At 45.2% G+C, this 21,594-nt stretch carries 21 protein-coding genes and 1 pseudogene; 21 read left to right on the top strand and 1 reads right to left on the bottom strand.

The features are described from left to right. The 7 genes and pseudogenes from K4H96_RS00475 to K4H96_RS00445 all read left to right on the top strand — a co-directional run. Window positions 1-438 (top strand): annotated as a pseudogene (locus tag K4H96_RS00475) (ABC transporter substrate-binding protein); the annotation flags it as partial. A gap of 67 nt (window positions 439-505) precedes the next feature. Next, complete coding sequence (locus tag K4H96_RS00470; protein ID WP_002894433.1) at window positions 506-1,390, top strand: carbohydrate ABC transporter permease; 885 nt, start codon at window positions 506-508, stop codon at window positions 1,388-1,390. Continuing rightward, window positions 1,390-2,223 carry a carbohydrate ABC transporter permease gene (locus K4H96_RS00465; RefSeq protein WP_002898776.1) on the top strand — a complete coding sequence of 278 codons (834 nt, stop codon included), beginning with the start codon at window positions 1,390-1,392 and terminating at the stop codon, window positions 2,221-2,223. The genes K4H96_RS00470 and K4H96_RS00465 overlap by 1 nt, the downstream gene beginning before the upstream one ends. A gap of 57 nt (window positions 2,224-2,280) precedes the next feature. Beyond that, a complete protein-coding gene (locus tag K4H96_RS00460; protein WP_002894435.1) occupies window positions 2,281-3,384 on the top strand; it encodes a Gfo/Idh/MocA family protein in 1,104 nt (367 codons plus the stop codon). A 62-nt stretch (window positions 3,385-3,446) separates the two neighbouring features. Then, window positions 3,447-4,364, top strand: a complete 918-nt coding sequence (locus K4H96_RS00455; RefSeq protein ID WP_223337832.1) for an N-acetylneuraminate lyase — start codon at window positions 3,447-3,449, stop codon at window positions 4,362-4,364. 33 nt (window positions 4,365-4,397) lie between these two features. After that, window positions 4,398-5,282: an ROK family protein gene (locus K4H96_RS00450; protein WP_223337831.1), complete on the top strand. Its 885-nt coding sequence runs from the start codon at window positions 4,398-4,400 to the stop codon at window positions 5,280-5,282. A gap of 45 nt (window positions 5,283-5,327) precedes the next feature. Beyond that, on the top strand, window positions 5,328-5,657 hold the full coding sequence (locus K4H96_RS00445; protein ID WP_223337830.1) for a DNA helicase: 330 nt from the start codon (window positions 5,328-5,330) through the stop codon (window positions 5,655-5,657). A gap of 59 nt (window positions 5,658-5,716) precedes the next feature. Here K4H96_RS00445 and K4H96_RS00440 read toward each other — a convergent pair whose 3' ends face one another. Then, entirely contained in the window at window positions 5,717-6,568 is an 852-nt protein-coding gene (locus K4H96_RS00440; RefSeq protein ID WP_223337829.1) for a MurR/RpiR family transcriptional regulator, read from the bottom strand. Window positions 6,569-6,984: 416 nt separating this feature from the next. Between K4H96_RS00440 and K4H96_RS00435 the strand changes: the two genes are divergently transcribed. From K4H96_RS00435 to thrC, 14 genes are all read left to right on the top strand, one after another. Next, window positions 6,985-7,308, top strand: a complete 324-nt coding sequence (locus K4H96_RS00435; protein ID WP_223337828.1) for a hypothetical protein — start codon at window positions 6,985-6,987, stop codon at window positions 7,306-7,308. Continuing rightward, complete coding sequence (locus K4H96_RS00430; RefSeq protein ID WP_223337827.1) at window positions 7,298-9,253, top strand: V-type ATP synthase subunit I; 1,956 nt, start codon at window positions 7,298-7,300, stop codon at window positions 9,251-9,253. The genes K4H96_RS00435 and K4H96_RS00430 overlap by 11 nt, the downstream gene beginning before the upstream one ends. Window positions 9,254-9,386: 133 nt before the next feature. Continuing rightward, window positions 9,387-9,866, top strand: a complete 480-nt coding sequence (locus K4H96_RS00425; protein WP_002898768.1) for a V-type ATP synthase subunit K — start codon at window positions 9,387-9,389, stop codon at window positions 9,864-9,866. Window positions 9,867-9,876: 10 nt separating this feature from the next. Next, window positions 9,877-10,467, top strand: coding sequence for a hypothetical protein (locus K4H96_RS00420; protein WP_125356381.1), 591 nt, complete (start codon window positions 9,877-9,879; stop codon window positions 10,465-10,467). A gap of 10 nt (window positions 10,468-10,477) precedes the next feature. Next, complete coding sequence (locus K4H96_RS00415) at window positions 10,478-11,491, top strand: V-type ATPase subunit (protein ID WP_223337826.1); 1,014 nt, start codon at window positions 10,478-10,480, stop codon at window positions 11,489-11,491. After that, complete coding sequence (locus K4H96_RS00410) at window positions 11,478-11,798, top strand: V-type ATP synthase subunit F (protein ID WP_002894448.1); 321 nt, start codon at window positions 11,478-11,480, stop codon at window positions 11,796-11,798. Before K4H96_RS00415 ends, K4H96_RS00410 begins: the two co-directional genes overlap by 14 nt. A 7-nt stretch (window positions 11,799-11,805) precedes the next feature. Continuing rightward, window positions 11,806-12,501 (top strand): GNAT family N-acetyltransferase, encoded by a 696-nt coding sequence (locus K4H96_RS00405; RefSeq protein ID WP_223337825.1) that lies wholly within the window; start codon window positions 11,806-11,808, stop codon window positions 12,499-12,501. A gap of 109 nt (window positions 12,502-12,610) precedes the next feature. Beyond that, window positions 12,611-14,401 (top strand): V-type ATP synthase subunit A, encoded by a 1,791-nt coding sequence (locus K4H96_RS00400; protein ID WP_223337824.1) that lies wholly within the window; start codon window positions 12,611-12,613, stop codon window positions 14,399-14,401. Beyond that, window positions 14,388-15,782, top strand: coding sequence for a V-type ATP synthase subunit B (locus K4H96_RS00395; protein WP_009660199.1), 1,395 nt, complete (start codon window positions 14,388-14,390; stop codon window positions 15,780-15,782). Before K4H96_RS00400 ends, K4H96_RS00395 begins: the two co-directional genes overlap by 14 nt. Beyond that, window positions 15,779-16,402: a V-type ATP synthase subunit D gene (locus tag K4H96_RS00390; protein WP_002902008.1), complete on the top strand. Its 624-nt coding sequence runs from the start codon at window positions 15,779-15,781 to the stop codon at window positions 16,400-16,402. Before K4H96_RS00395 ends, K4H96_RS00390 begins: the two co-directional genes overlap by 4 nt. Window positions 16,403-16,601: 199 nt before the next feature. Further along, complete coding sequence (locus K4H96_RS00385) at window positions 16,602-17,555, top strand: hypothetical protein (RefSeq protein WP_223337823.1); 954 nt, start codon at window positions 16,602-16,604, stop codon at window positions 17,553-17,555. Between the two features lie 151 nt (window positions 17,556-17,706). Further along, complete coding sequence (locus tag K4H96_RS00380) at window positions 17,707-18,660, top strand: hypothetical protein (RefSeq protein ID WP_223337822.1); 954 nt, start codon at window positions 17,707-17,709, stop codon at window positions 18,658-18,660. Between the two features lie 212 nt (window positions 18,661-18,872). Then, window positions 18,873-19,970, top strand: a complete 1,098-nt coding sequence (locus tag K4H96_RS00375; protein ID WP_223337821.1) for a LysM peptidoglycan-binding domain-containing protein — start codon at window positions 18,873-18,875, stop codon at window positions 19,968-19,970. Between the two features lie 112 nt (window positions 19,971-20,082). Continuing rightward, window positions 20,083-21,567 carry a threonine synthase gene (gene thrC / locus K4H96_RS00370; protein WP_223337820.1) on the top strand — a complete coding sequence of 495 codons (1,485 nt, stop codon included), beginning with the start codon at window positions 20,083-20,085 and terminating at the stop codon, window positions 21,565-21,567. The last annotated feature ends 27 nt before the right edge of the window (window positions 21,568-21,594 follow it).

Here is a 21,594-nt window from a genome sequence, read left to right as displayed (position 1 = left end):
TCCGATAAAGATCAAGGGATTGAAACTTCAAATGTTCCAATGGTTGTATGGAAAAATTCTAAACATCCAGAAGTTGCAAAAGCATTTTTAGAATATCTGTATGAACAAGACAACTATGTTGGTTTCTTAGATTCTACTCCAGTTGGTATGTTGCCAACGATTAGTGGTATTTCTGATTTACCAGCTTATAAGGAAAATGAAACACGCCAAAAATTCCAACATGCTGAACAAGTAATCAACGAGGCTGTTCAAAAAGGTACTGCTATTGGTTATGAAAATGGCCCAAGTGTTGAAGCTGGTATGTTGACAAACCAACACATTATTGAACAAATGTTCCAAGATATTATCACAAATGGGAAAGACCCTATGGCTGCAGCAAAAGATGCTGAAAAGCAATTAAACGATTTATTTGAAACGGTTGCAGTTGATGTGAAATAATACCTAGATTATTAGGGCTATGGTGCAGTAGCGCTATAGCCTCTTATTTTAAAGAAAGGGGTAAGAGATGGTCAGAGATCGTAATTTGACGCGTTGGATATTTGTACTACCAGCGGTGATTATCGTAGGATTACTCTTTGTTTATCCATTTTTTTCAAGCATCTTTTATAGCTTTACCAATAAGAATTTAATTATGCCCAACTATCGTTTTGTTGGTTTGGATAATTATAAAGCAGTATTGTCAGACCCTAACTTTTTTAGTGCATTTTTTAATTCAATAAAATGGACTGTCCTTTCCTTAGCTGGACAAGTTATCATTGGATTTATTCTGGCTCTTGCTTTGCATAGAGTGCGACGATTTAAAAAACTTTATCGGACGCTGCTAATCGTACCGTGGGCCTTTCCTACAATTGTTATTGCTTTTTCATGGCAATGGATTCTAAATGGTGTCTATGGGTATCTGCCAAATATCATTGTTAAGCTTGGTTTAATGGAGCATGCTCCAGCTTTTCTGACTGATAGCACGTGGGCCTTTATTTGCTTGGTGTTTATCAATATCTGGTTTGGAGCTCCAATGATTATGGTTAATGTTTTATCTGCACTTCAAACAGTTCCTCAGGAGCAGTTTGAGGCAGCTAAAATTGATGGTGCGACAAGTTGGCAAGTGTTCAGACATATTACTTTTCCGCATATTAAGGTCGTTGTAGGATTGCTAGTTGTACTGAGAACGGTTTGGATCTTTAACAATTTTGATATTATCTACCTCATTACTGGTGGTGGTCCGTCTAATGCGACTATGACCTTGCCGATTTTCGCTTACAACTTAGGTTGGGGAACGAAGTTATTAGGACGAGCTTCAGCAGTCACAGTATTGCTCTTTATCTTCCTATTGACAGTTTGCTTCATTTACTTCTCTGTAATTAGTAAATGGGAAAAGGAGGGTAGAAAATAATGAAGAAAAAATCAAATTTCTACTTAGATATCGGAGCTCATTTAGTTTTGATAATTGCAACAATTGTTGCAATCTTCCCGCTTGTATGGATTATTATATCTTCGATTAAAGGAAAAGGGGAGTTGACACAATTCCCAACTCGCTTCTGGCCTCAGACTTTTACGCTAGACTACTTTACGCATGTTATTAATGATTTGCATTTCGTTGATAATATCCGAAATAGTTTAGTAATTTCTTTGTCCACAACAGTTATTGCAACGATTATTTCTTCCATGGCTGCTTATGGTATTGTTCGTTTCTTCCCTAAACTAGGAGCAATAATGTCACGGCTTTTGGTAACAACTTATATTTTCCCACCTATTTTGCTAGCAATACCTTATTCTATTGCAATTGCAAAAGCAGGTTTGGGAAATAGCATCATTGGCCTTATCATCATTTATTTGTCATTTAGTGTACCTTATGCGGTATGGCTGCTGGTTGGCTTCTTCCAAACGGTTCCAATTGGGATTGAAGAGGCAGCCCGTATTGATGGAGCAAATAAATTTGTTACTTTTTATAAAGTGGTATTACCAATCGTTGCTCCGGGAATTGTTGCAACAGCGATTTATACCTTTATTAATGCGTGGAATGAATTCTTATATGCATTGATACTGATTAACGATACAAGTAAAATGACCGTTGCAGTAGCACTTCGTTCATTGAATGGGTCAGAGGTGCTAGACTGGGGAGATATGATGGCGGCATCTGTGATTGTTGTATTGCCTTCTATCATCTTCTTCTCAATCATTCAAAATAAGATTGCAAGTGGTCTTTCAGAAGGGTCTGTAAAATAGACATTTCGAAACAATATTTAAAAATAGGATATTGTATTAAACAACAGGAGAATAAAAATGGTTAAATATGGCGTCGTAGGAACAGGATATTTTGGAGCTGAATTGGCTCGTTATATGCAAAAAAATGATGGTGCAGAGATTACGATTGTTTATGATCCAGAAAACGCGGAAGCAGTAGCTGAAGAGTTAGGAGCGAAAGTTGCAGCTTCGATAGATGAGTTAGTGGCTAGCGATGAAGTTGACTGTGTTATTGTAGCTTCTCCAAATAATCTTCATAAAGAGCCGGTTATCAAAGCAGCTCAGCATGGAAAAAATGTTTTTTGTGAAAAACCAATTGCTCTTTCCTATGAGGATTGTCGCGAAATGGTAGACGCTTGTAAAGAAAATAATGTGACCTTTATGGCGGGGCATATCATGAACTTCTTTAATGGTGTTCATCATGCCAAAGAATTAATCAATCAAGGTGTGATTGGGGACGTTCTATATTGTCATACAGCTCGTAATGGATGGGAGGAGCAACAACCATCAGTATCTTGGAAGAAAATCCGCGAAAAATCTGGTGGTCACTTATATCACCATATCCATGAATTGGACTGTGTTCAATTTCTTATGGGTGGGATGCCTGAAACTGTTACAATGACTGGCGGCAATGTAGCTCATGAGGGAGAAAACTTTGGGGATGAAGATGACATGATTTTTGTTAATATGGAATTTTCAAACAAGCGTTTTGCTTTGCTAGAATGGGGTTCTGCTTATCGCTGGGGTGAACACTATGTCTTGATTCAAGGGACAAAAGGTGCGATTCGTCTGGACTTGTTCAACTGTAAAGGAACTCTCAAATTAGATGGCCAAGAAAGTTACTTCCTAATTCACGAGTCACAGGAAGAAGATGATGATCGTACTCGTATTTACCATAGTACCGAAATGGATGGAGCGATTGCTTACGGAAAACCTGGTAAACGTACCCCATTGTGGTTATCATCTGTTATTGACAAGGAAATGCGTTATCTTCATGAAATCATGCAGGGAGCACCGGTAACAGAAGAATTCAAAAAATTATTGACAGGAGAAGCAGCTCTGGAGGCTATTGCAACAGCAGATGCATGTACTCAGTCTATGTTTGAAGATCGTAAAGTTAAATTATCGGAAATTGTAAAATAAAAGATGTGGGGATGAAACAATAATTTTCATCCCTCTCATTTCTAAAACATTAGGAGAAAACTATGTCAGATTTAAAAAAATACCAAGGTGTCATTCCTGCTTTCTACGCTTGCTATGACGAGGAGGGTGAAATCAGCCCGGAGCGGACTCGCGCTTTAGTGGAATATTTCATCGCCAAGGGCGTGCAAGGTCTTTATGTCAACGGTTCTTCGGGCGAGTGTATCTATCTGAGTGTAGAAGACCGAAAACGGGTTTTAGAAGAAGTGATGAAAGTTGCTAAGGGGCGTCTGACTATCATTTCCCATGTGGCTTGCAACAATACTAAGGACAGCGTGGAGCTGGCTCGTCATGCGGAAAGTTTGGGAGTCGATGCTATTGCAGCTATTCCGCCGATTTATTTCCGTTTGCCAGAGTATTCGGTTGCCCAGTATTGGAATGACATTAGTGCGGCAGCGCCTAATACTGATTTCGTGATTTACAATATCCCTCAGCTGGCTGGTGTAGCCTTGACTCCTAGCCTTTATAAGGAAATGCTCAAGAATGAGCGCGTGATTGGTGTGAAGAACTCTTCAATGCCGGTACAGGATATTCAAACCTTTGTAGCTCTTGGGGGAGAAGATCATGTAGTCTTTAATGGTCCAGATGAGCAATTCTTAGGTGGCCGTCTTATGGGTGCTGCAGCCGGTATCGGTGGTACATACGGGGCTATGCCAGAGCTCTTCCTCAAACTCAATCAACTGATTGCTGACAAGGAATTGGAACGTGCTAAAGAGTTGCAATATGCGATAAATGCTATCATCGGAAAATTAACCAGTGCCCGCGGCAATATGTACGCTGTTATTAAGGGTGTTTTGGAAATTAACGAAGGCTTGGCCATCGGATCTGTCCGCTCTCCTCTGACACCGCTACAGGAAAGTGATCGGCCAATTGTGGAAGAAGCTGCTCAATTGATTAGACAAACCAAGGAGCAATTTTTATAAGCAACAGGATAAACACTAGAGAGAAGGTGTGCTATGAAACACTATGTTGCTATTGATATTGGCGGTACCAATATCAAGTATGGCTTAATCAACGAGGCGGAAACCTTGGTGGAAGCACATGAAATGCCGACGGAGGCCCACAAAGGCGGTCCGGGAATTATGCAAAAGGTTGAAGGAATTGTTGCAGCCTATTTAGAAAAAGGACCTCTGGCTGGGATTTGTATTTCTTCGGCTGGTATGGTGGATCCAGACAAGGGTGAAATTTTCTATGCTGGGCCACAGATTCCTAATTACGCTGGCACCCAGTTCAAAAAAGTGCTGGAAGAAAAATTCTCCCTGCCTTGTGAGATTGAAAATGATGTCAACTGTGCTGGTCTGGCTGAGGCTATGTCAGGCAGTGGCAAGGGAGCCAAGATTGCTCTTTGTTTGACAATTGGTACAGGTATCGGAGGCTGTCTGGTCGTAGATGGTCAGGTCTTCCATGGCTTTAGTAACTCTGCCTGTGAGGTCGGTTACCTGCATCTACCAGACGGAGCCTTTCAGGATGTGGCATCTACAACCGCTTTAGTCAACTATGTGGCTGAGCTACACGGAGAAGACGCAGAACATTGGAATGGCCGGCGGATTTTCAAAGAAGCAACCGAGGGCAATAAACTCTGTATCGAGGGCATCGATTGCATGGTTGGCTATCTAGGTCAAGGAATTGCCAATATCTGCTATGTCGTTAATCCGGAAGTTGTTATCTTAGGAGGCGGAATTATGGGACAAGAAGCAATTCTTAGACCGCGTATTCAGGCGGCTTTGCAGGATGCTTTGGTTCCAAGCATTGCTGACAAAACCAAACTAGCCTTTGCTCATCATCAAAATACTGCAGGTATGTTTGGAGCCTACTATCATTTCAAAAATAGACAAGCTTAACCTGAGATTTTTCTCAGGTTCCTTGTCTTTCAAGAGGAAAATCAAATGGCAGAAAGAAGTTTCATTCAGGAAGCTGCTCAGCTTCTAGGTTCTTTGATGGAAGATTTTCAAAAGAAGACAATTCAATCAAGTGATGAAATCCGCTTTTACGAGTGCTTGGCAGAAGTTTTAAGGAGTTTGGAGAAAACCAAAGCTCTGGATAACCGTCTCCTCATTGCTCTTGAAAGATTTCATAAAAGTGCTAGTTTTTTAATTGGTCTTAGTAGCCTCAAACTGGATCAGTCTACTTATCAAAAGTGGCGTGCCTACGATGCTTTTCATATGGAGAAAGTTCAGCCCCAATTAGAAATCTACGGGCCAATCCTTCCCTTGTAAAAGAAAGAGGAAAAAGTTAGACCAAAAAAGAAAACGAGTCAGAAAATCCTGATTCGTTTTTATCGTTTGTGGGTATTGCGACGGTAGTAGCCATTCAATTTCTGGTTTTCCCAATAGCTGTTAAAGATTCTTTCTTTCTTTTCACGGTTAATCTCTAGGAAAAAGGCATAGATGAGGTCAATCATGAGAAGCATGGGGAATTGTGCGGAAATTCGCAGGATAAACTCAGGCTTGCTTTGAAGGGCAACAGGAACGACTTCAGTGAAGTCTACTTGAATCTTTTCGGGCTGTCCTGTTACCAAGATGGTTTTTGCTCCCATATTTTTAGCGTCAATCAAGCTGTCAATGATGGACTGGGTCTGTCCGGATAGAGAAAATCCGATAACGAGGCAGTTCTTGTCCAGAATACTAGTTGTCCAAGCGAAGCCATCTTGGTCAGTTAGGGCTTCACAAACGACTCCCAGTCTCATGAAGCGCAGCTTCATATCACGTGCTACTAAGCCTGAGCTCCCTGTTCCAAAGAAATAAACTCGATCTGCCTCTTCTATGATTTGAGCCACTCGCTCCAGCTTTTCCTCATCTATCAGTTCTTTTGTCTGCTGGTGGATTTGATTGTAGTTGTACAAGACATGACGTGATAAGCTGCTTTGCATATTATCCGAATCGGTTTGCGCCTTTTGTAGGTCCTGTAAATATTGAAAGCTAAATTCCCGATAACCTTTAAAGCCGCATTTTTTGGCGAAACGGGTCAAGGCTGCTTGAGAAATGTGCAAGGTTTGAGCGACTTGCAAAGAGGATAAATCCTCTTGAATACTATTTGGATCCAAAAAATAGTGACCAATCCTCTGTTCCAAGTCGGTCATCTTGTCAAGATGGCTTTCAATGATGGCCAAGATATTCTGCTGACTCATAAAATCACTTTCTTCATGGGTGTAATATTTATTAAAAGTTTAAGGGCTGTTCTGGCTGGAAAGTACATTTGAAACCACTTTTACTTTTCTGCTATTCTATATTTGTCTTAGAATTTGTTTATATTATAACATAGTTATAGACAAATAAACCGTTTGCAAGACTGAAACTTATCAAGAGTGTACAGCTGAGACTGATTTGTAAGTATTGAAATGAATCAAATCTATATTGACTTTTCTTATCAGTTTGAGATGGCTGTTTAGCAATCTCTGACTGTTTTTCTGAAAATATGTTATAATTTATGCAAGTACGAAGCTGTATTCCTGAAGATAACCTTGCCAGATGGTTGGACAGTCAGCCAGGAATGCAGATTTTAAAATCCGTTTTCGAAAGTTTTTGAAAACGAGGGGGTGAATAGATGGCCAATGAAACACTTGAAAAAATGCAGGAAATTGAAACTGCTGCAGAAGAAGTTTTGATGGGCTACAGGACGCAGGCTCAGGAGCTGCGACAGCAAGTAGATGAAAATCTCAGGCAACTGGGGCTGAAGTATGACGATGAAACGCAGAAGCTGGCAGAGGAATTAACCGCGACTTCCCAGCAAAAGTTGGTGCTCCTGCAGCAAGACTTGGAGCAGACAACCCAGCAAAATGAGGACAAGGTTGCGGCTGCGCTGACAGATAAAAAAGCAGACTTGGCGCGAGCCATTGTAGAGAAGGTGGTAGAAGCCTATGGCCATTAGTCAAATGCGGCAGCTGTCTCTGCTTTTGCCCAAGGAACTGCTGGATCAGCTTCTCTTTTACCTACAGGGGTTAGAGTCAGTTCAGATTCATGACTTACGGCAGGAAGAGGACTGGCAGGCAGCCTTTGAGCAGGCTTTAGTCGGCCAGCCGAATCAGCAGTTATCTCAGCAGGATTTGCTCCGTCGTCAAGAAAAGCTCGAGAGGCTAATTGCAGAGCTGGAGCCTTTTATGCCCAAAAAGAAACTGCTGGAATCCTTAAAAGAAGAACCTTTGGAATTATCCTTTGCTGCTTTAGAGCAGGCAGGGAAGGCTCGCGATGAGGTGGCGCTGTTAGAAGGAATCAGCAAGCAGCTCAAGGTCTTGCAAGAAGCCAAAGCTCAGATAGAAGCTGACCGCTTGGAAGTGGCTGCGCTGGAGAAGTGGGAGCCTTTGGAGCTAACACCGCAAGCAGCTGCGACTTTCAGTCATCTGGGAGCTTTGATCGGGACGATTCCCAATACAGACGACGATGCTCTGCGCCTGACTCTAGGAGCACATCCCGATCTGAAGTTTCAGGAAGTCTTTACCGATGATACTGAGCATGGGGTTCTTATTTTTTACAAGACAGGCTCTCTGGAAGAAGTACGCAAAATCTTGAAAGAGTATGGCTTTAAGCCTTTTGAGTATGACCGTGAGAAGCTACCTGCTGAGCGGGTAGCCCAGCTCAAGGCCAACATTCGACAGCAGGAGGCAGTGGCAGAAGCTATGACCAAGAGTCTGGCAGCTTCCAAGAATGAACTGGATCAGCTCAAAGTTCAGCTGGACTATCTCTGCAATCTCTCCTCTCGCCAAGAAAGTAAAAATCAGTTAGCCAGTACGCAAAATCTGGCAGCCTTGGAAGGTTGGATAGAAAGCAATCAAGTTCAAGCTCTTGAGGCTTGCTTGACAGAGCAGTTTGGCCAGAGCATTCTCATCCAGACCAGAGAGATTAGACAGGACGAGGAAGATAAGGTTCCGACCAAGCTTAAAAACAATGCCTTGGTGGAGCCCTTCGAGCTAGTGACGGAGATGTATTCCCTGCCTAAATATGGTGACAAGGATCCTACCCCTGTCGTTTCCCTCTTTTATTTTGTATTCTTTGGCATGATGGTTGCCGACATCGGCTACGGCCTCTTGCTCTTTGTAGGCACCAGCCTGGCGCTGCACTTTTTGCATGTCAAGTCGGGGTTGGCTAAGAATCTGCGATTCTTCCGCCTGCTGGGTGTGGCAGTCATCATCTGGGGACTGGTTTATGGCTCTTTCTTTGGCTTTGAACTGCCCATTGCTTTGATTAGCACCAGTTCCGACGCCATGACGATTCTGGTTATTTCGGTCGTCTTTGGCTTTGTTACAGTGCTAGCGGGCCTCTTCCTCAGCGGTCTGAAAAATATCCGCCTCAAGGATTATGCAGAAGCTTATAATGCAGGCTTTGCTTGGGTGCTGATTTTGCTGGGGCTGCTACTCTTGGCCTTGGGAAATTTCTTCCCGTCCTTGGCCTTTGCTGCAACGATTGGTCAGTGGCTGGCCATCATCAATGCTCTGGGTATACTGGCAGTATCCATTGTCAGTGCTAAGAGTTTGGCAGGCTTAGGGTCAGGTCTCTTTAATCTTTACAATGTCAGCGGTTACGTGGGAGATCTTGTCAGCTTTACGCGGCTGATGGCTCTGGGACTTTCGGGAGCCAGCATCGGCTCGGCCTTTAACCTGATTGTCAGCCTCTTTCCACCTGTCGCTCGCTTTAGCATCGGCATTCTGCTCTTTATTGCACTGCATTTAGTCAATATGTTTCTATCTTTTCTGTCCGGTTATGTACACGGAGCGCGTTTGATTTTTGTGGAATTCTTCGGGAAATTCTACGACGGTGGCGGCAAGCCTTTCACTCCGCTCAAGCCTAGTGAGAAATACGTTCAGCAAAGCAAGAAATAAAAATCAGAAAACTATGGTAAGAGATGAGGAGCTCATCTTTAGAAAAACACTTTCTACAACATCAAAACAAGTATTATTCATTCAACTAGCTGTTGGTTTTACGACGATTACAGCATTTTCATAGGAGTAAATCATGGAACATTTAGCATCATATTTTGGAACTTACGGCGGCGCCTTTTTTGCAGGTCTGGGAGTAGCTTTGGCGGTCTTTCTCAGTGGAATGGGCTCAGCGCTGGGTGTTGGAAGCACTGGTCAGGCAGCGGCAGCCCTCTTGAAAGAGCAGCCGGAAAAATTCGCTCAAGCTCTGATTCTTCAGCTTTTGCCAGGTACCCAAGGTCTCTACGGCTTTGTTATCGGGATTACCGTCTTCTTTAATATCAAGCCAGAATTGGCTCTGCAATCAGGCGTGGCTTATTTCTTAGCTGCTTTGCCAGTTGCGATTGTTGGTTACTTTTCAGCCAAGCATCAAGGACGAGTGGCGACAGCTGGTATTCAGATTTTGGCCAAGCGTCCAGAAGAGGTCATGAAAGGGGTTATCCTAGCGGCCATGGTTGAAACATACGCTATCTTGGCTTTCGTTGTTTCCTTCATCATGGTTCTGAATGTGAAGTAAGGAGGCTTTTATGTCTGACATATCAGATCTCAAAGCTTCTGTCTTGGAGCAGGCTCACGAAAAGGGGCGTCTGCTTTTGGCCGAGGCTACTGAGAAAATAGAACAGGAAGCCAAGGAACGTGAGACCCAACTGGTTCGGCAAAAGCTTGGACAGCGGGAGCAGCAGCTGAAAGAAATCAGCCGGCGCAGCCAGCGCGATATTCAGCAGCTGGAAAATCAAAAGCGCCAGTCTACTCTGGTCATCAAGCAGCGGGTTCTCAGAGAGCTTTTTGAGGAATCTTATGCTCAGATGGCGGCTTGGTCACCAGCTGAAGAAGAGCAGTTTCTAAAGAGTGTCCTGGCTAAATACCCAGAGGAAGAATTGACACTGGCTTTCGGTGCTCTGTCAGCTGAGAAATTCAGCTCCAGCCAGTTAGAAGACTTGAAAAAAGCCTTTCCGCAAGTACACTTTTCAGACCAGTCCATAGCCGGTCAGGCAGGCTTTGTGCTGAGCCAAGGACGGGTGGATGATAGTTATCTCTATCGTGACTTGCTGGACTCAGTCTGGCAGGAGGAAAGCTACCGTCTGGCTCAGGACATTTTCAAAGACCAGGCAGAATAGGAGGCGGACCATGAGTGAAACAAGCTTCTCTCAAGTCAATACAGCCATTAGTGTACAGGAGGCTTCCTTTTTGACACCCCAGCAATATGATCAGTTGCTGCAGGCTGACGATCCTGCCAGCCGTTCGGCTCTTCTGCAGGGAACGGTCTACTCCATGGATGCTGAAGCTATCAAGGATCTCAATGCCATTGAGCAAGTATTGATGAAGCATTTGTATTCCGTTTATAATTGGGCGCTTGAGATCAGTCCAAGTAAGGAGTTAGTGGAGATTTTCACGCTCCGCTATACCTACCACAATCTCAAGGTTTTTCTCAAGGGCCGGGCGACAGGTCAGTCCTTGGAGCATTTGCTGATGCCGGTGGGGACCTATTCGCTGGAGGTTTTAGAGCACTTGGTCATGGCTTTTTCGGCTGAGTATTGTCCAGATTTCATGCTGGAAGAGGTGCTTGCGACCTGGCAGGAATACCAGGATTATCAGGATGTGCGCGTCTTGGAGATTGGTATGGACATGGCTTATTTCCATCATCTCAAGCGTCTGACACAGGAGTTGGAAGATGAGCGTCTGCTGCAGTTGGTGAATCTGACTATTGATTTTTATAATGCCATCACTGTCAAGCGGGCTGTTGGTTTGGGGAAACCGCGCAGCTTTATGAGACAGCTCCTGTCTGATGAAGGAAGTCTTTCTGCTGCCAACTGGATTGCCATGGCGGAGCAGGGAGATTTCTTGACTTGGTTTAGCCAGGTCAATCCTTGTGGTTACGATCTGGATCTACGCGCCTATGAGGAAAAAATGCGGAACCAGACCTTGACGACAGTAGAGCTAGAATATCTAGCGGACCTCTTGCAGGCTAAGTTGCTGGCGGCTGGTCAGTTTGAGACAGATGGATCGCTTCCTCTGGCCCGCTATCTGCTGGGCAAGGAGCTGGAAGTCAAGAATCTACGGCTGATTTTGACCGGAATGGACAATCAGTTGCCAGTAGAGCTTATCAGAGAAAGGATGCGACCGATTTATGGACAAGACTAGCTACAAGATTGCTGTCGTGGGGAATCGCGACACCATTCTCCCATTTAAGCTGATTGGTTTTCAGACCTTTCCAGTGAAGGAAGCTCAGGAGACGGTCAATACCTTGCGAAGGCTCGCTCGTGAAGATTTCGGCATTATCTATCTGACGGAGGATATGGCTGCGGATATTCCAGAAACCCTGGCCTACTATGACCAGCTGGAGATTCCAGCTCTTGTGCTCATTCCTACTCATAAGGGGAGCACGGGACTGGCTCTTTCGCGGATTCATGAAAATGTCGAGAAGGCTGTAGGACAAGATATATTGTGAGGTTTTTATGCGAATCAATCAACTAGGCCAACCCATTGGGGATGCTCTGCCGGATTTTCAGCCGGGGGGCTTGCCCAATCTGGAGCGAATCGAAGGCCAGTATGTTATTATCGAGCGTTTGTCCAAGGATAAGCATGAGACGGATTTGTATGAAGTGTATGGTCCAGATTCTCCTGCGGATATGTGGACCTATCTCTTCCAAAATCCTGCCCCAAATCAGACAGAATGGTCCCAGAAGCTAGATCAGATGCTGGCAGCAAAGGATCGTTTCCACTATGCGATTGTGGACAAGGAGAACGGTAAGGCTCTAGGAACTTTTGCCTTGATGAGGATTGACCGAAATAACCGTGTCATTGAAGTGGGAGCTGTGACCTATTCGCCCAAGCTGAAGCGCACCAGACTGGCTACAGAAGCCCAGTACTTGCTGGCACGCTATGTCTTTGAAGAGTTGGAGTATCGCCGCTATGAATGGAAATGCGACTCCCTCAATCAGCCGTCAAGGCGGGCAGCAGAGCGGCTTGGTTTCACCTATGAAGGTAGGTTTCGTCAGGCTATTGTCTATAAGGGGCGCAACCGAGACACGGACTGGCTGTCTATGATTGACAGGGATTGGCCGGCCGTTAAGAGTCGTCTAGAAAAATGGCTAAGCCCAGACAATTTCGACGAAAACGGCCAGCAAATAAAAGCCTTATCTGATTTTTAAAATAAAAAAACAATAATACTCTTTGGAAATGAAATCCAAACTCTTGCTTAGTTTGCTCTTTGATTTTCATGGAGAAGCAAGAAAAATCTCCCAAGAATGGAGGAAGATTGTGAGTCAAGGAAAGATTATCAAAGTTTCTGGTCCTCTGGTGCTGGCATCAGGGATGCAGGAAGCGAATATTCAGGATATCTGCCGGGTTGGCGATTTGGGGCTGATCGGTGAAATTATTGAAATGCGGCGGGATCAAGCCTCTATTCAGGTTTATGAAGAAACTTCTGGCTTGGGTCCGGGGGAGCCGGTCATCACGACTGGAAGCCCTCTGTCTGTTGAACTGGGTCCAGGTCTGATTTCTCAGATGTTTGACGGAATTCAGCGGCCTTTGGAGCGTTTCCAGACCATCACGGAGAGCGACTTCCTCGTCCGCGGTGTCCAACTGCCAAATCTAGACCGAGAGACTAAGTGGGATTTTGTTCCAAGTCTGTCTGTCGGAGAGGCGGTTGAGGCTGGCGATATTCTGGGAACGGTGCAGGAGACCAATCTGGTAGAGCACCGCATCATGGTGCCAGTCGGCGTCAGTGGACGTTTGACCAATATCTCAGCTGGCAGTTTCACTGTTGAAGAGACTGTTTACGAGGTTGAGCAGGCGGACGGGTCTGTTTTTAAAGGGACTCTGATGCAAAAATGGCCTGTCCGTCGTGGGCGTCCTTTTGCTCAGAAGCTGATTCCGGTTGAGCCTTTGGTGACAGGTCAGCGGGTCATCGATACCTTCTTCCCAGTGACCAAGGGTGGGGCAGCTGCTGTACCAGGACCATTCGGAGCCGGTAAGACTGTCGTTCAGCACCAAGTAGCCAAGTTTGCCAATGTTGATATCGTTATCTATGTCGGCTGCGGTGAGCGTGGCAATGAGATGACCGACGTACTCAATGAATTTCCAGAACTGATTGACCCAACGACAGGCCAGTCCATCATGCAGCGGACGGTGCTGATTGCCAACACCTCCAATATGCCGGTGGCGGCTCGGGAAGCGTCGATTTACACAGGGATTACGATTGCAGAATACTTCCGTGACATGGGCTACTCCGTGGCCATCATGGCGGACTCCACCTCTCGCTGGGCAGAAGCCCTGCGGGAAATGTCCGGCCGTCTGGAAGAAATGCCGGGTGACGAAGGCTATCCAGCCTATCTCGGCAGCCGGATTGCTGAGTATTACGAGAGGGCAGGCCGGGTCAAGACACTTGGTTCAACTGCGCGTGAAGGCTCTATTACTGCTATCGGGGCCGTATCACCTCCGGGTGGAGATATTTCTGAGCCGGTGACGCAAAATACCCTGCGGATTGTCAAGGTTTTCTGGGGCTTGGATGCCCAGCTGGCTCAACGTCGGCACTTCCCTGCTATCAACTGGCTGAGCTCTTATTCGCTCTACCTAGACGAAGTGGGAGCCTATATCGACCAGCATGAGAAGATTGCTTGGGCAGAAAAGGTGACCAAGGCCATGAATATCTTGCAAAAGGAAAGCGAACTGCAGGAAATCGTGCGTTTGGTGGGCTTGGATTCCTTGTCTGAGAAGGACCGCCTGACCATGAATGCAGCCAAGATGATTCGTGAGGACTACCTGCAGCAGAATGCTTTTGATGATGTTGACACCTATACTTCTTTCAAAAAACAGGTAGCTTTATTGAGCAATATCCTGACCTTTGATGCGGAGGCCAATCGGGCCTTGGAGCTTGGAGCTTATTTCCGGGAAATCATGGAAGGAACGGTGGAGCTGCGTGACCGAATCGCCCGCAGCAAATTTATCCATGAAGATCAGTTGGAAAAAATTCAGGGTCTCAGTCAGACTATCGAGGAAACCCTGCACCAGATTCTTGCCCAAGGAGGACTAGACAATGAGCGTCATTAAAGAATACCGCACCGTCAGTGAAGTTGTCGGCCCTCTGATGATTGTCGATCAGGTTGCTGGTGTGCATTTCAATGAATTGGTAGAAATCCAGCTGCATGACGGCAGCAAGCGTCAGGGCCAGGTTCTGGAAGTCCAAGAAGACAAGGCTATGGTCCAGCTTTTTGAGGGATCAAGCGGTATCAATCTGGAAAAAGCCAAGGTCCGCTTTACTGGCCGTCCGTTAGAGTTGCCAGTGTCAGAAGACATGGTGGGACGGATTTTCAATGGGATGGGCAAGCCGATTGATGGTGGCCCAGCTATCTTGCCAGAAAAATATCTGGATATTGACGGTCAAGCCATCAATCCAGTAGCTCGCGATTATCCGGATGAGTTTATCCAGACCGGTATTTCAGCCATCGACCACCTCAATACCTTGGTTCGGGGGCAAAAACTGCCAGTGTTTTCCGGCTCTGGTCTGCCCCACAAGGAATTAGCTGCTCAAATCGCCCGTCAGGCTACCGTGCTTAACTCTGATGAAAACTTCGCCGTGGTATTTGCGGCCATGGGGATTACCTTTGAAGAAGCCGAGTTCTTCATGAATGATCTCCGGGAGACAGGAGCCATTGACCGCTCGGTGCTCTTTATCAATCTGGCTAATGATCCGGCTATCGAGCGGATTGCAACGCCGCGGATTGCCCTGACAGCAGCCGAGTACCTGGCTTATGAAAAGGACATGCACGTTCTGGTCATCATGACTGACATGACCAACTACTGTGAGGCCCTGCGGGAAGTTTCCGCAGCTCGTCGTGAAGTGCCGGGCCGCCGTGGGTATCCGGGTTACCTCTATACTAACCTATCCACCCTTTATGAGCGGGCTGGACGTCTGGTCGGCAAGAAAGGCTCTGTGACGCAGATTCCGATCCTGTCCATGCCAGAGGATGACATTACCCATCCGATTCCAGACTTGACAGGTTATATTACGGAAGGTCAGATTATCCTTTCGCGCGACCTTTACAACAGTGGCTATCGTCCGCCCATTAATGTCCTCCCATCTCTGTCTCGTCTCAAGGACAAGGGTTCAGGTGAGGGCAAGACCAGAGGAGACCATGCTGCAACCATGAACCAGCTATTTGCCGCCTATGCGCAAGGCAAGCAGGCCAAGGAGCTGGCTGTCGTTCTGGGGGAATCCGCCCTGTCCGAAACGGACAAGCTTTATGTGCGCTTTACCGACCGCTTTGAGCAGGAATACATCAATCAAGGCTTCCAGACCAATCGAACCATTGTGGAAAGCTTGGATCTGGGCTGGGAACTCTTATCCATCTTACCAAGAACAGAGCTTAAGCGGATCAAGGACGATATGATTGACCAATACCTGCCGCAGACCAAGGAGGAAGAAAGATGACGCGACTCAATGTCAAGCCGACTCGGATGGAGCTGAATAACTTAAAAGCCCGTCTCAAAACGGCTGTCCGTGGGCATAAGCTACTCAAGGACAAGCGGGATGAGCTGATGCGGCGCTTCATTGAGTCTGTCCGTGAGAACAATCAGCTTCGCCAAAAGGTCGAATCCGCTCTGGTCGGTCATCTGCAGGATTTTGTCATGGCCAAGGCGCTGGAGAGCGACCTCATGGTCGAGGAGATTTTTGCCGTCCCTACGCGGGAGGTCAATCTGCATGTGGAGACTGAGAATATCATGAGTGTGCGCGTGCCCAAGATGTACGCCCATATTGACAATCCGCATACTGATGACGAGGGAGACGTGGTTTATAGCTATGTGGCGTCTAACAGCCAGATGGATGAAACCATTGAAAGCATGAGCGATCTGCTTCCTGACCTGCTGCGACTGGCAGAGATTGAGAAAAGCTGCCAGCTCATGGCGGATGAAATCGAGAAAACCCGCCGCCGGGTCAACGGACTAGAGTATGCTACCATCCCTGACCTCAAAGAAACCATCTACTACATCGAGATGAAGCTGGAAGAAGCCGAACGGGCCAGCCTTGTCCGAATGATGAAGGTGAAGTAAGATGCGTAGGCGTTAAAAAACGACTGAAAAATAGGAACTGGACGATGGATTCGATGAATCTGACTCTAGTTCTTTTTTTACACTCTCTTTCTCACCCTATCTCTTGTATGGTATAATGGGACAAGACGAATGCTGTTAGTTTCAATAAATATACCGATGGCCGACAGGACTATAGACTGGTAGAATGATGAGGGAAGCGATGAAGAATAAGAAAACATTGATATGGGGCGCTGGGCTTCTCCTTGTGTTAGCTTTGGGCTTGTTTAGTTTTTTCTATTTCAATGGAAGCGCCCATAAAGAGAAAAAAACTTATCGTACTTTTGAAGCAATAACCTCTCGTGATATTATTGTATTTGGAGAAAATAAGCAATTTGTGGCTATAACGAGAGGGGGGGCTGCAGGGAAACGATATACCATTAGCGAGGAGGGACATATTCTTGATAAAGTAGATGGGAAACGTGTACCAGACCATCCTCAACGAAAGGAAGAATACTGGAATGTGGTTATCTTTGACTTGGATCAGGAGGGGTATCCTTCCCAAAAGGTAGACTTCTATCAGGCTGTTCGGTCATATAATCCATCTTATTTTCCAATCATGTCAAACTATCTCGTCCATTATCAAGAAGTGGACTATCTTACTGTGACGATTCGTCCTAAAGGGGAAAAGGATTCGGACAAGGATAAGAAAGTGTTTCTGAATTTAGAGACGCATGAAATCAGTGATATACCGAATGGTTTGAGCAAGGATAATTCATTTGATAATTGGTCCTCTACACAAGGTCTAGATTTATATAGTGATACTAACCGTACGACCTTGGCAAAGGTAGCAGATGAGAATGGTTTCTTATTGAGCAACACATTGCATAGTACATCTTCCAAGAATGAAGCTAAAATAAATTTATCCAAAGAGTACCCTGAAGTGATGAAGATATTAGATGCWAAAGGAACCATCTATCCACGATTTACTATGGTAAGCTCAGARGATTGGTTTAATCATATGCTTCATTGGCTAGCGCCAGAAGGTGAAGAAGTATTGACAGTTTATCCTGTTGAGAATAGCTATAACAAGAATAGCCAACCCTTAACAGACTATCCTATACAAAGCTATCAGGATTACCTTAACTGGAAAGAGCAACAAGAGAAAAAGGAGTAACTTATGGGACAAAAAGATATTAGTCCGACACGTCTAACCTCGGCTCGTACAAGTTTTAAAGCGATGGAGGCGGCACTTATAAACTCTGCAGGCTCCTTAAATATACAGATGGCCTTCAGGACTATAAAATGGTAGAATGATGAGGGTGACGATGAAGAATAAGAAAACGTTGGTGTGGGGCGCTGGGATCCTCCTTGTGTTAGCTTTGGGATTGTTCAGTTTTCTCTACTTCAATGGACGAACTTCGAATAAGAAAGAAACATATAATACTTTCAAATCAATTACAGCAAGTGATATCATAGCATTCGGAGAAAACAAACAATTTGTAGCGATGGCAGGAGGCTGGGGGCCAGGGAAGCGATATACGGTCAGCCAAGAAGGTCACCTTCTTCACAAAGTAGATGGCGAGTATGTGCCAAGCCATCCTCAACGAAAAGGCGAGTATTTTAACTTGGTCATTTTTGACTTGGATCAGGAAGGGTATCCTTCCCAAAAGGTGGATCTTTATCAGGCTGTTCGGTCATATAATCCATCTTATTTTCCAGTTAATTCTGACTATATTACCCATTACCAAGGAACAGATTATCTAGTTTTGATTATCAGGCCTAAAGGGGCAAAGGATTCAGACAAGGATAAGAAAGTATTTCTGAATTTAGAGACGCATGAAATCAATGAGATTCCAGAAGGATACAAAAAAATCAATCCAAAAAATCACTGGGCTGATCCTTCCAATCCTACTTTATCTAGAGATGTCAACGCGACAACTTTAGATGCTATTGCTCAAGAAAATGGTTACGCCCTGTTAGATCACTTGATAAGGGATACCTCCAAGAAAGGCAGCAGGATTAATTTAACAAGCGAAAATCCTCAGGTTAAAGAAATTCTAGACAGAGGAGGTACAGTGTATGGTCGTCAGGGTGTCGTAACGTCAGAAGACTGGTTTAACCATATGCTTCATTGGCTGGCGCCAGAGGGGGAAAGTGATTTAACGGTCTATCCAGTTGACAGACCCTATGCAAGCAATGCGAAACCCTTAACGGACTATCCTATACAAAGTTATCAGGACTACCTCAACTGGAAAGAGCAGCAAGAGAAAAAGGAGTAACTTTGTTAAGTTCTAGAAGCCCAAAAGAAGAAACAGAACCTCTCCAAACGGGGTTCTTTTGTTTGTTGCCTGTTTTTATATGTTACAAACAAATCTCCATATTACAGGGGGCAGACAGTTCTGTTAAATAGGTCGAAAAAGGCTTTTTTCTTAGAAAAATTATGGTAAGATGGTTTTCGTATCATGAATGATTAGGAAGGTGCATTTTGCATATGAAAATGAATAAGAAATTACTTTTGGCTTCAACTGTTGCTTTGTCAGCATTGCCTTTGTTGACAACGCGAGCTGAGGAGCAGCCACAAAACTGGACTGCTAGAACAGTTGAGCAAATTAAAGCGGATATTACGAGCAATGAAAACCAACAAACGTACACTGTTCAATATGGAGACACTTTGGGAAATATCGCTCAAGCGATGAACATTGACCTTGTTGACTTGGCTAAAATCAACCAAATTGCCAATGCTGACTTGATTTTCCCAGGTACTGTTTTGACCATTACAACAAATGGCCACAATGAAATTGCCTCTGTAGAAATCCAAAGCTACCAAGCAGGAAATAATGCAGGATTGGTAACGGAAGATTATACGGCTAACGAGATTTTTGGTACTGAACAAGCCGCACCAGCGGCACCGGCTCAAGCAGCAGAAACTCCAGCTCCGGCTGCTGAGGAAACTGTTGCAGCACCAGCAGACCAAGCACCAGCGCCTGCTGAAGAAGCTCCTGCCCCAGTAGCAGAAGTTGCAAGTGAAGCAGCCCCAGCTGCGGAAGCAAATGCAGCCGCTCCTGTAGAAGCAGCGCCACAGCCAGTAGTTGCAACAAGTCCAGAAGCTCCAGCAGAGGCGGCTCCAGAAGCTACTGAATTAGGCCAAGACCAAGTCAGTCAAGCAACTGCCGCTGTTGAGCCAACAACTTACAATGCTCCAGCTGTAACAGATGCTGCTAGCGTGACAACTAACAATCCTGCTAATGAAGGTCTTCAGCCACAGACTGCTGCTCTGAAAGAAGAGATAGCAGCTAAATATGGCATTACAGAATTTAGTCTCTACCGCCCAGGTGATAGTGGTGACCATGGTAAAGGCTTGGCGGCTGACTTTATCGTTGGTGAGAATACTGAATTAGGAAACCAGGTCGCAGCAGATGTTACTTCTAACATGACTGAAAGAGGCATCTCTTACGTTATTTGGCAGCAGCAGTTCTATGCACCATTTGAAAGCATTTATGGACCAGCTAATACTTGGAACCAAATGCCAGACCGTGGCAGCGTAACTGAAAACCACTACGACCACGTTCACGTATCTATGAATGAATAAGATGAATACAAGCCCAGAAATGGGCTTTTTCTGATATTCTCTGTGAAAAAGCGAGAATTTTCTGATAAATTTTGGTATAATAAAGCGAACTACAGATAAAGGATGAGAGAGAATGACCTTAGTTTATCAATCAACACGCGACGAAAAGAATAGAGTAACAGCCAGCCAGGCGATTCTGCAAGGCTTGGCGACAGATGGTGGGCTCTTTACGCCCATTACCTATCCGCAGGTCGATTTGGACTTTGCCAAGCTCAAAGACGCTTCTTATCAGGAAGTAGCCAAGCTGGTTTTGTCTGCATTTTTGGATGATTTTTCTGAAGAAGAGCTGGACTACTGTATCAACCATGCCTACGACAGCAAGTTTGATGATGCGGCGATTGCTCCCTTGGTCAAGCTGGATGGTCAGTATAATCTAGAACTTTTCCACGGAGCGACCATTGCCTTCAAGGACATGGCTCTGTCCATCCTGCCTCACTTGATGACAACTGCAGCCAAAAAGCACGGCTTGGAAAACAAAATTGTCATTTTGACGGCGACTTCTGGCGACACAGGTAAGGCAGCTATGGCAGGATTTGCGGATGTTCCAGGAACTGAGATTATCGTCTTTTATCCGAAAGATGGTGTCAGCAAGGTCCAAGAGCTGCAAATGACGACGCAGACAGGTGCCAATACGCATGTGGTGGCCATTGATGGCAACTTTGACGATGCCCAGACCAATGTCAAGCACATGTTCAATGACACAGACCTACGAGCTCGTCTCTTGGAGCACAAACTCCAGTTTTCATCAGCTAATTCCATGAATATCGGCCGTTTGGTGCCTCAGATTGTTTACTATGTCTATGCTTATGCTCAGCTAGTAAAGACGGGAGAAATAACAGCAGGAGACAAGGTCAACTTTACCGTTCCGACTGGTAATTTTGGTAATATCCTGGCGGCCTACTATGCCAAGCAAATCGGTCTTCCAGTTGGCAAGCTGATCTGTGCATCTAATGAAAACAATGTCCTGACTGACTTCTTCAAGACTCAAGTTTATGATAAGAAGCGGAGCTTTAAGGTGACATCTAGTCCGTCCATGGATATTCTGGTGTCATCTAACTTGGAGCGTTTGATTTTCCATCTGTCTGGTAACAGCGCTGAGAAAACAGCTGCCCTGATGGCGGCTCTGAATGAGCATGGACAGTATGAACTGACGGACTTTGATGCTGAGATTTTAGAACTCTTTGCGGCTGACTATGCGACAGAGGAAGAAACAGCTGCTGAAATCAAGCGGGTCTATCAAACCTCTAACTACATCGAAGACCCTCACACAGCTGTTGCGTCTGCTGTCTATCAAAAATATCTTGCAGAGACTGGCGATCAGCGCAAGACGGTTATCGCATCTACCGCTAGTCCATATAAATTCCCAGTCGTGGCTGTTGAGGCTGTGACTGGTCAAACAGGACTCAGTGACTTCGAGGCTTTGGACCAACTGCACGAACTTTCTGGTGTAGCCCTTCCACCAGCTGTGGATGGTTTAGAAACAGCCCCAGTGCGTCATAAAACGACGGTCGCTGCAGATCAAATGCAGGCAGCGGTTGAGGATTATTTGGGGTTGTAAAAAACAAAAACATCAGCTTATTCATTG

It is taken from the genome of Streptococcus sanguinis, assembly GCF_020729765.1.
In the GTDB taxonomy this organism is placed as follows: domain Bacteria; phylum Bacillota; class Bacilli; order Lactobacillales; family Streptococcaceae; genus Streptococcus; species Streptococcus sanguinis_Q.
This window is presented reverse-complemented; position numbering and strand designations above follow the sequence as displayed.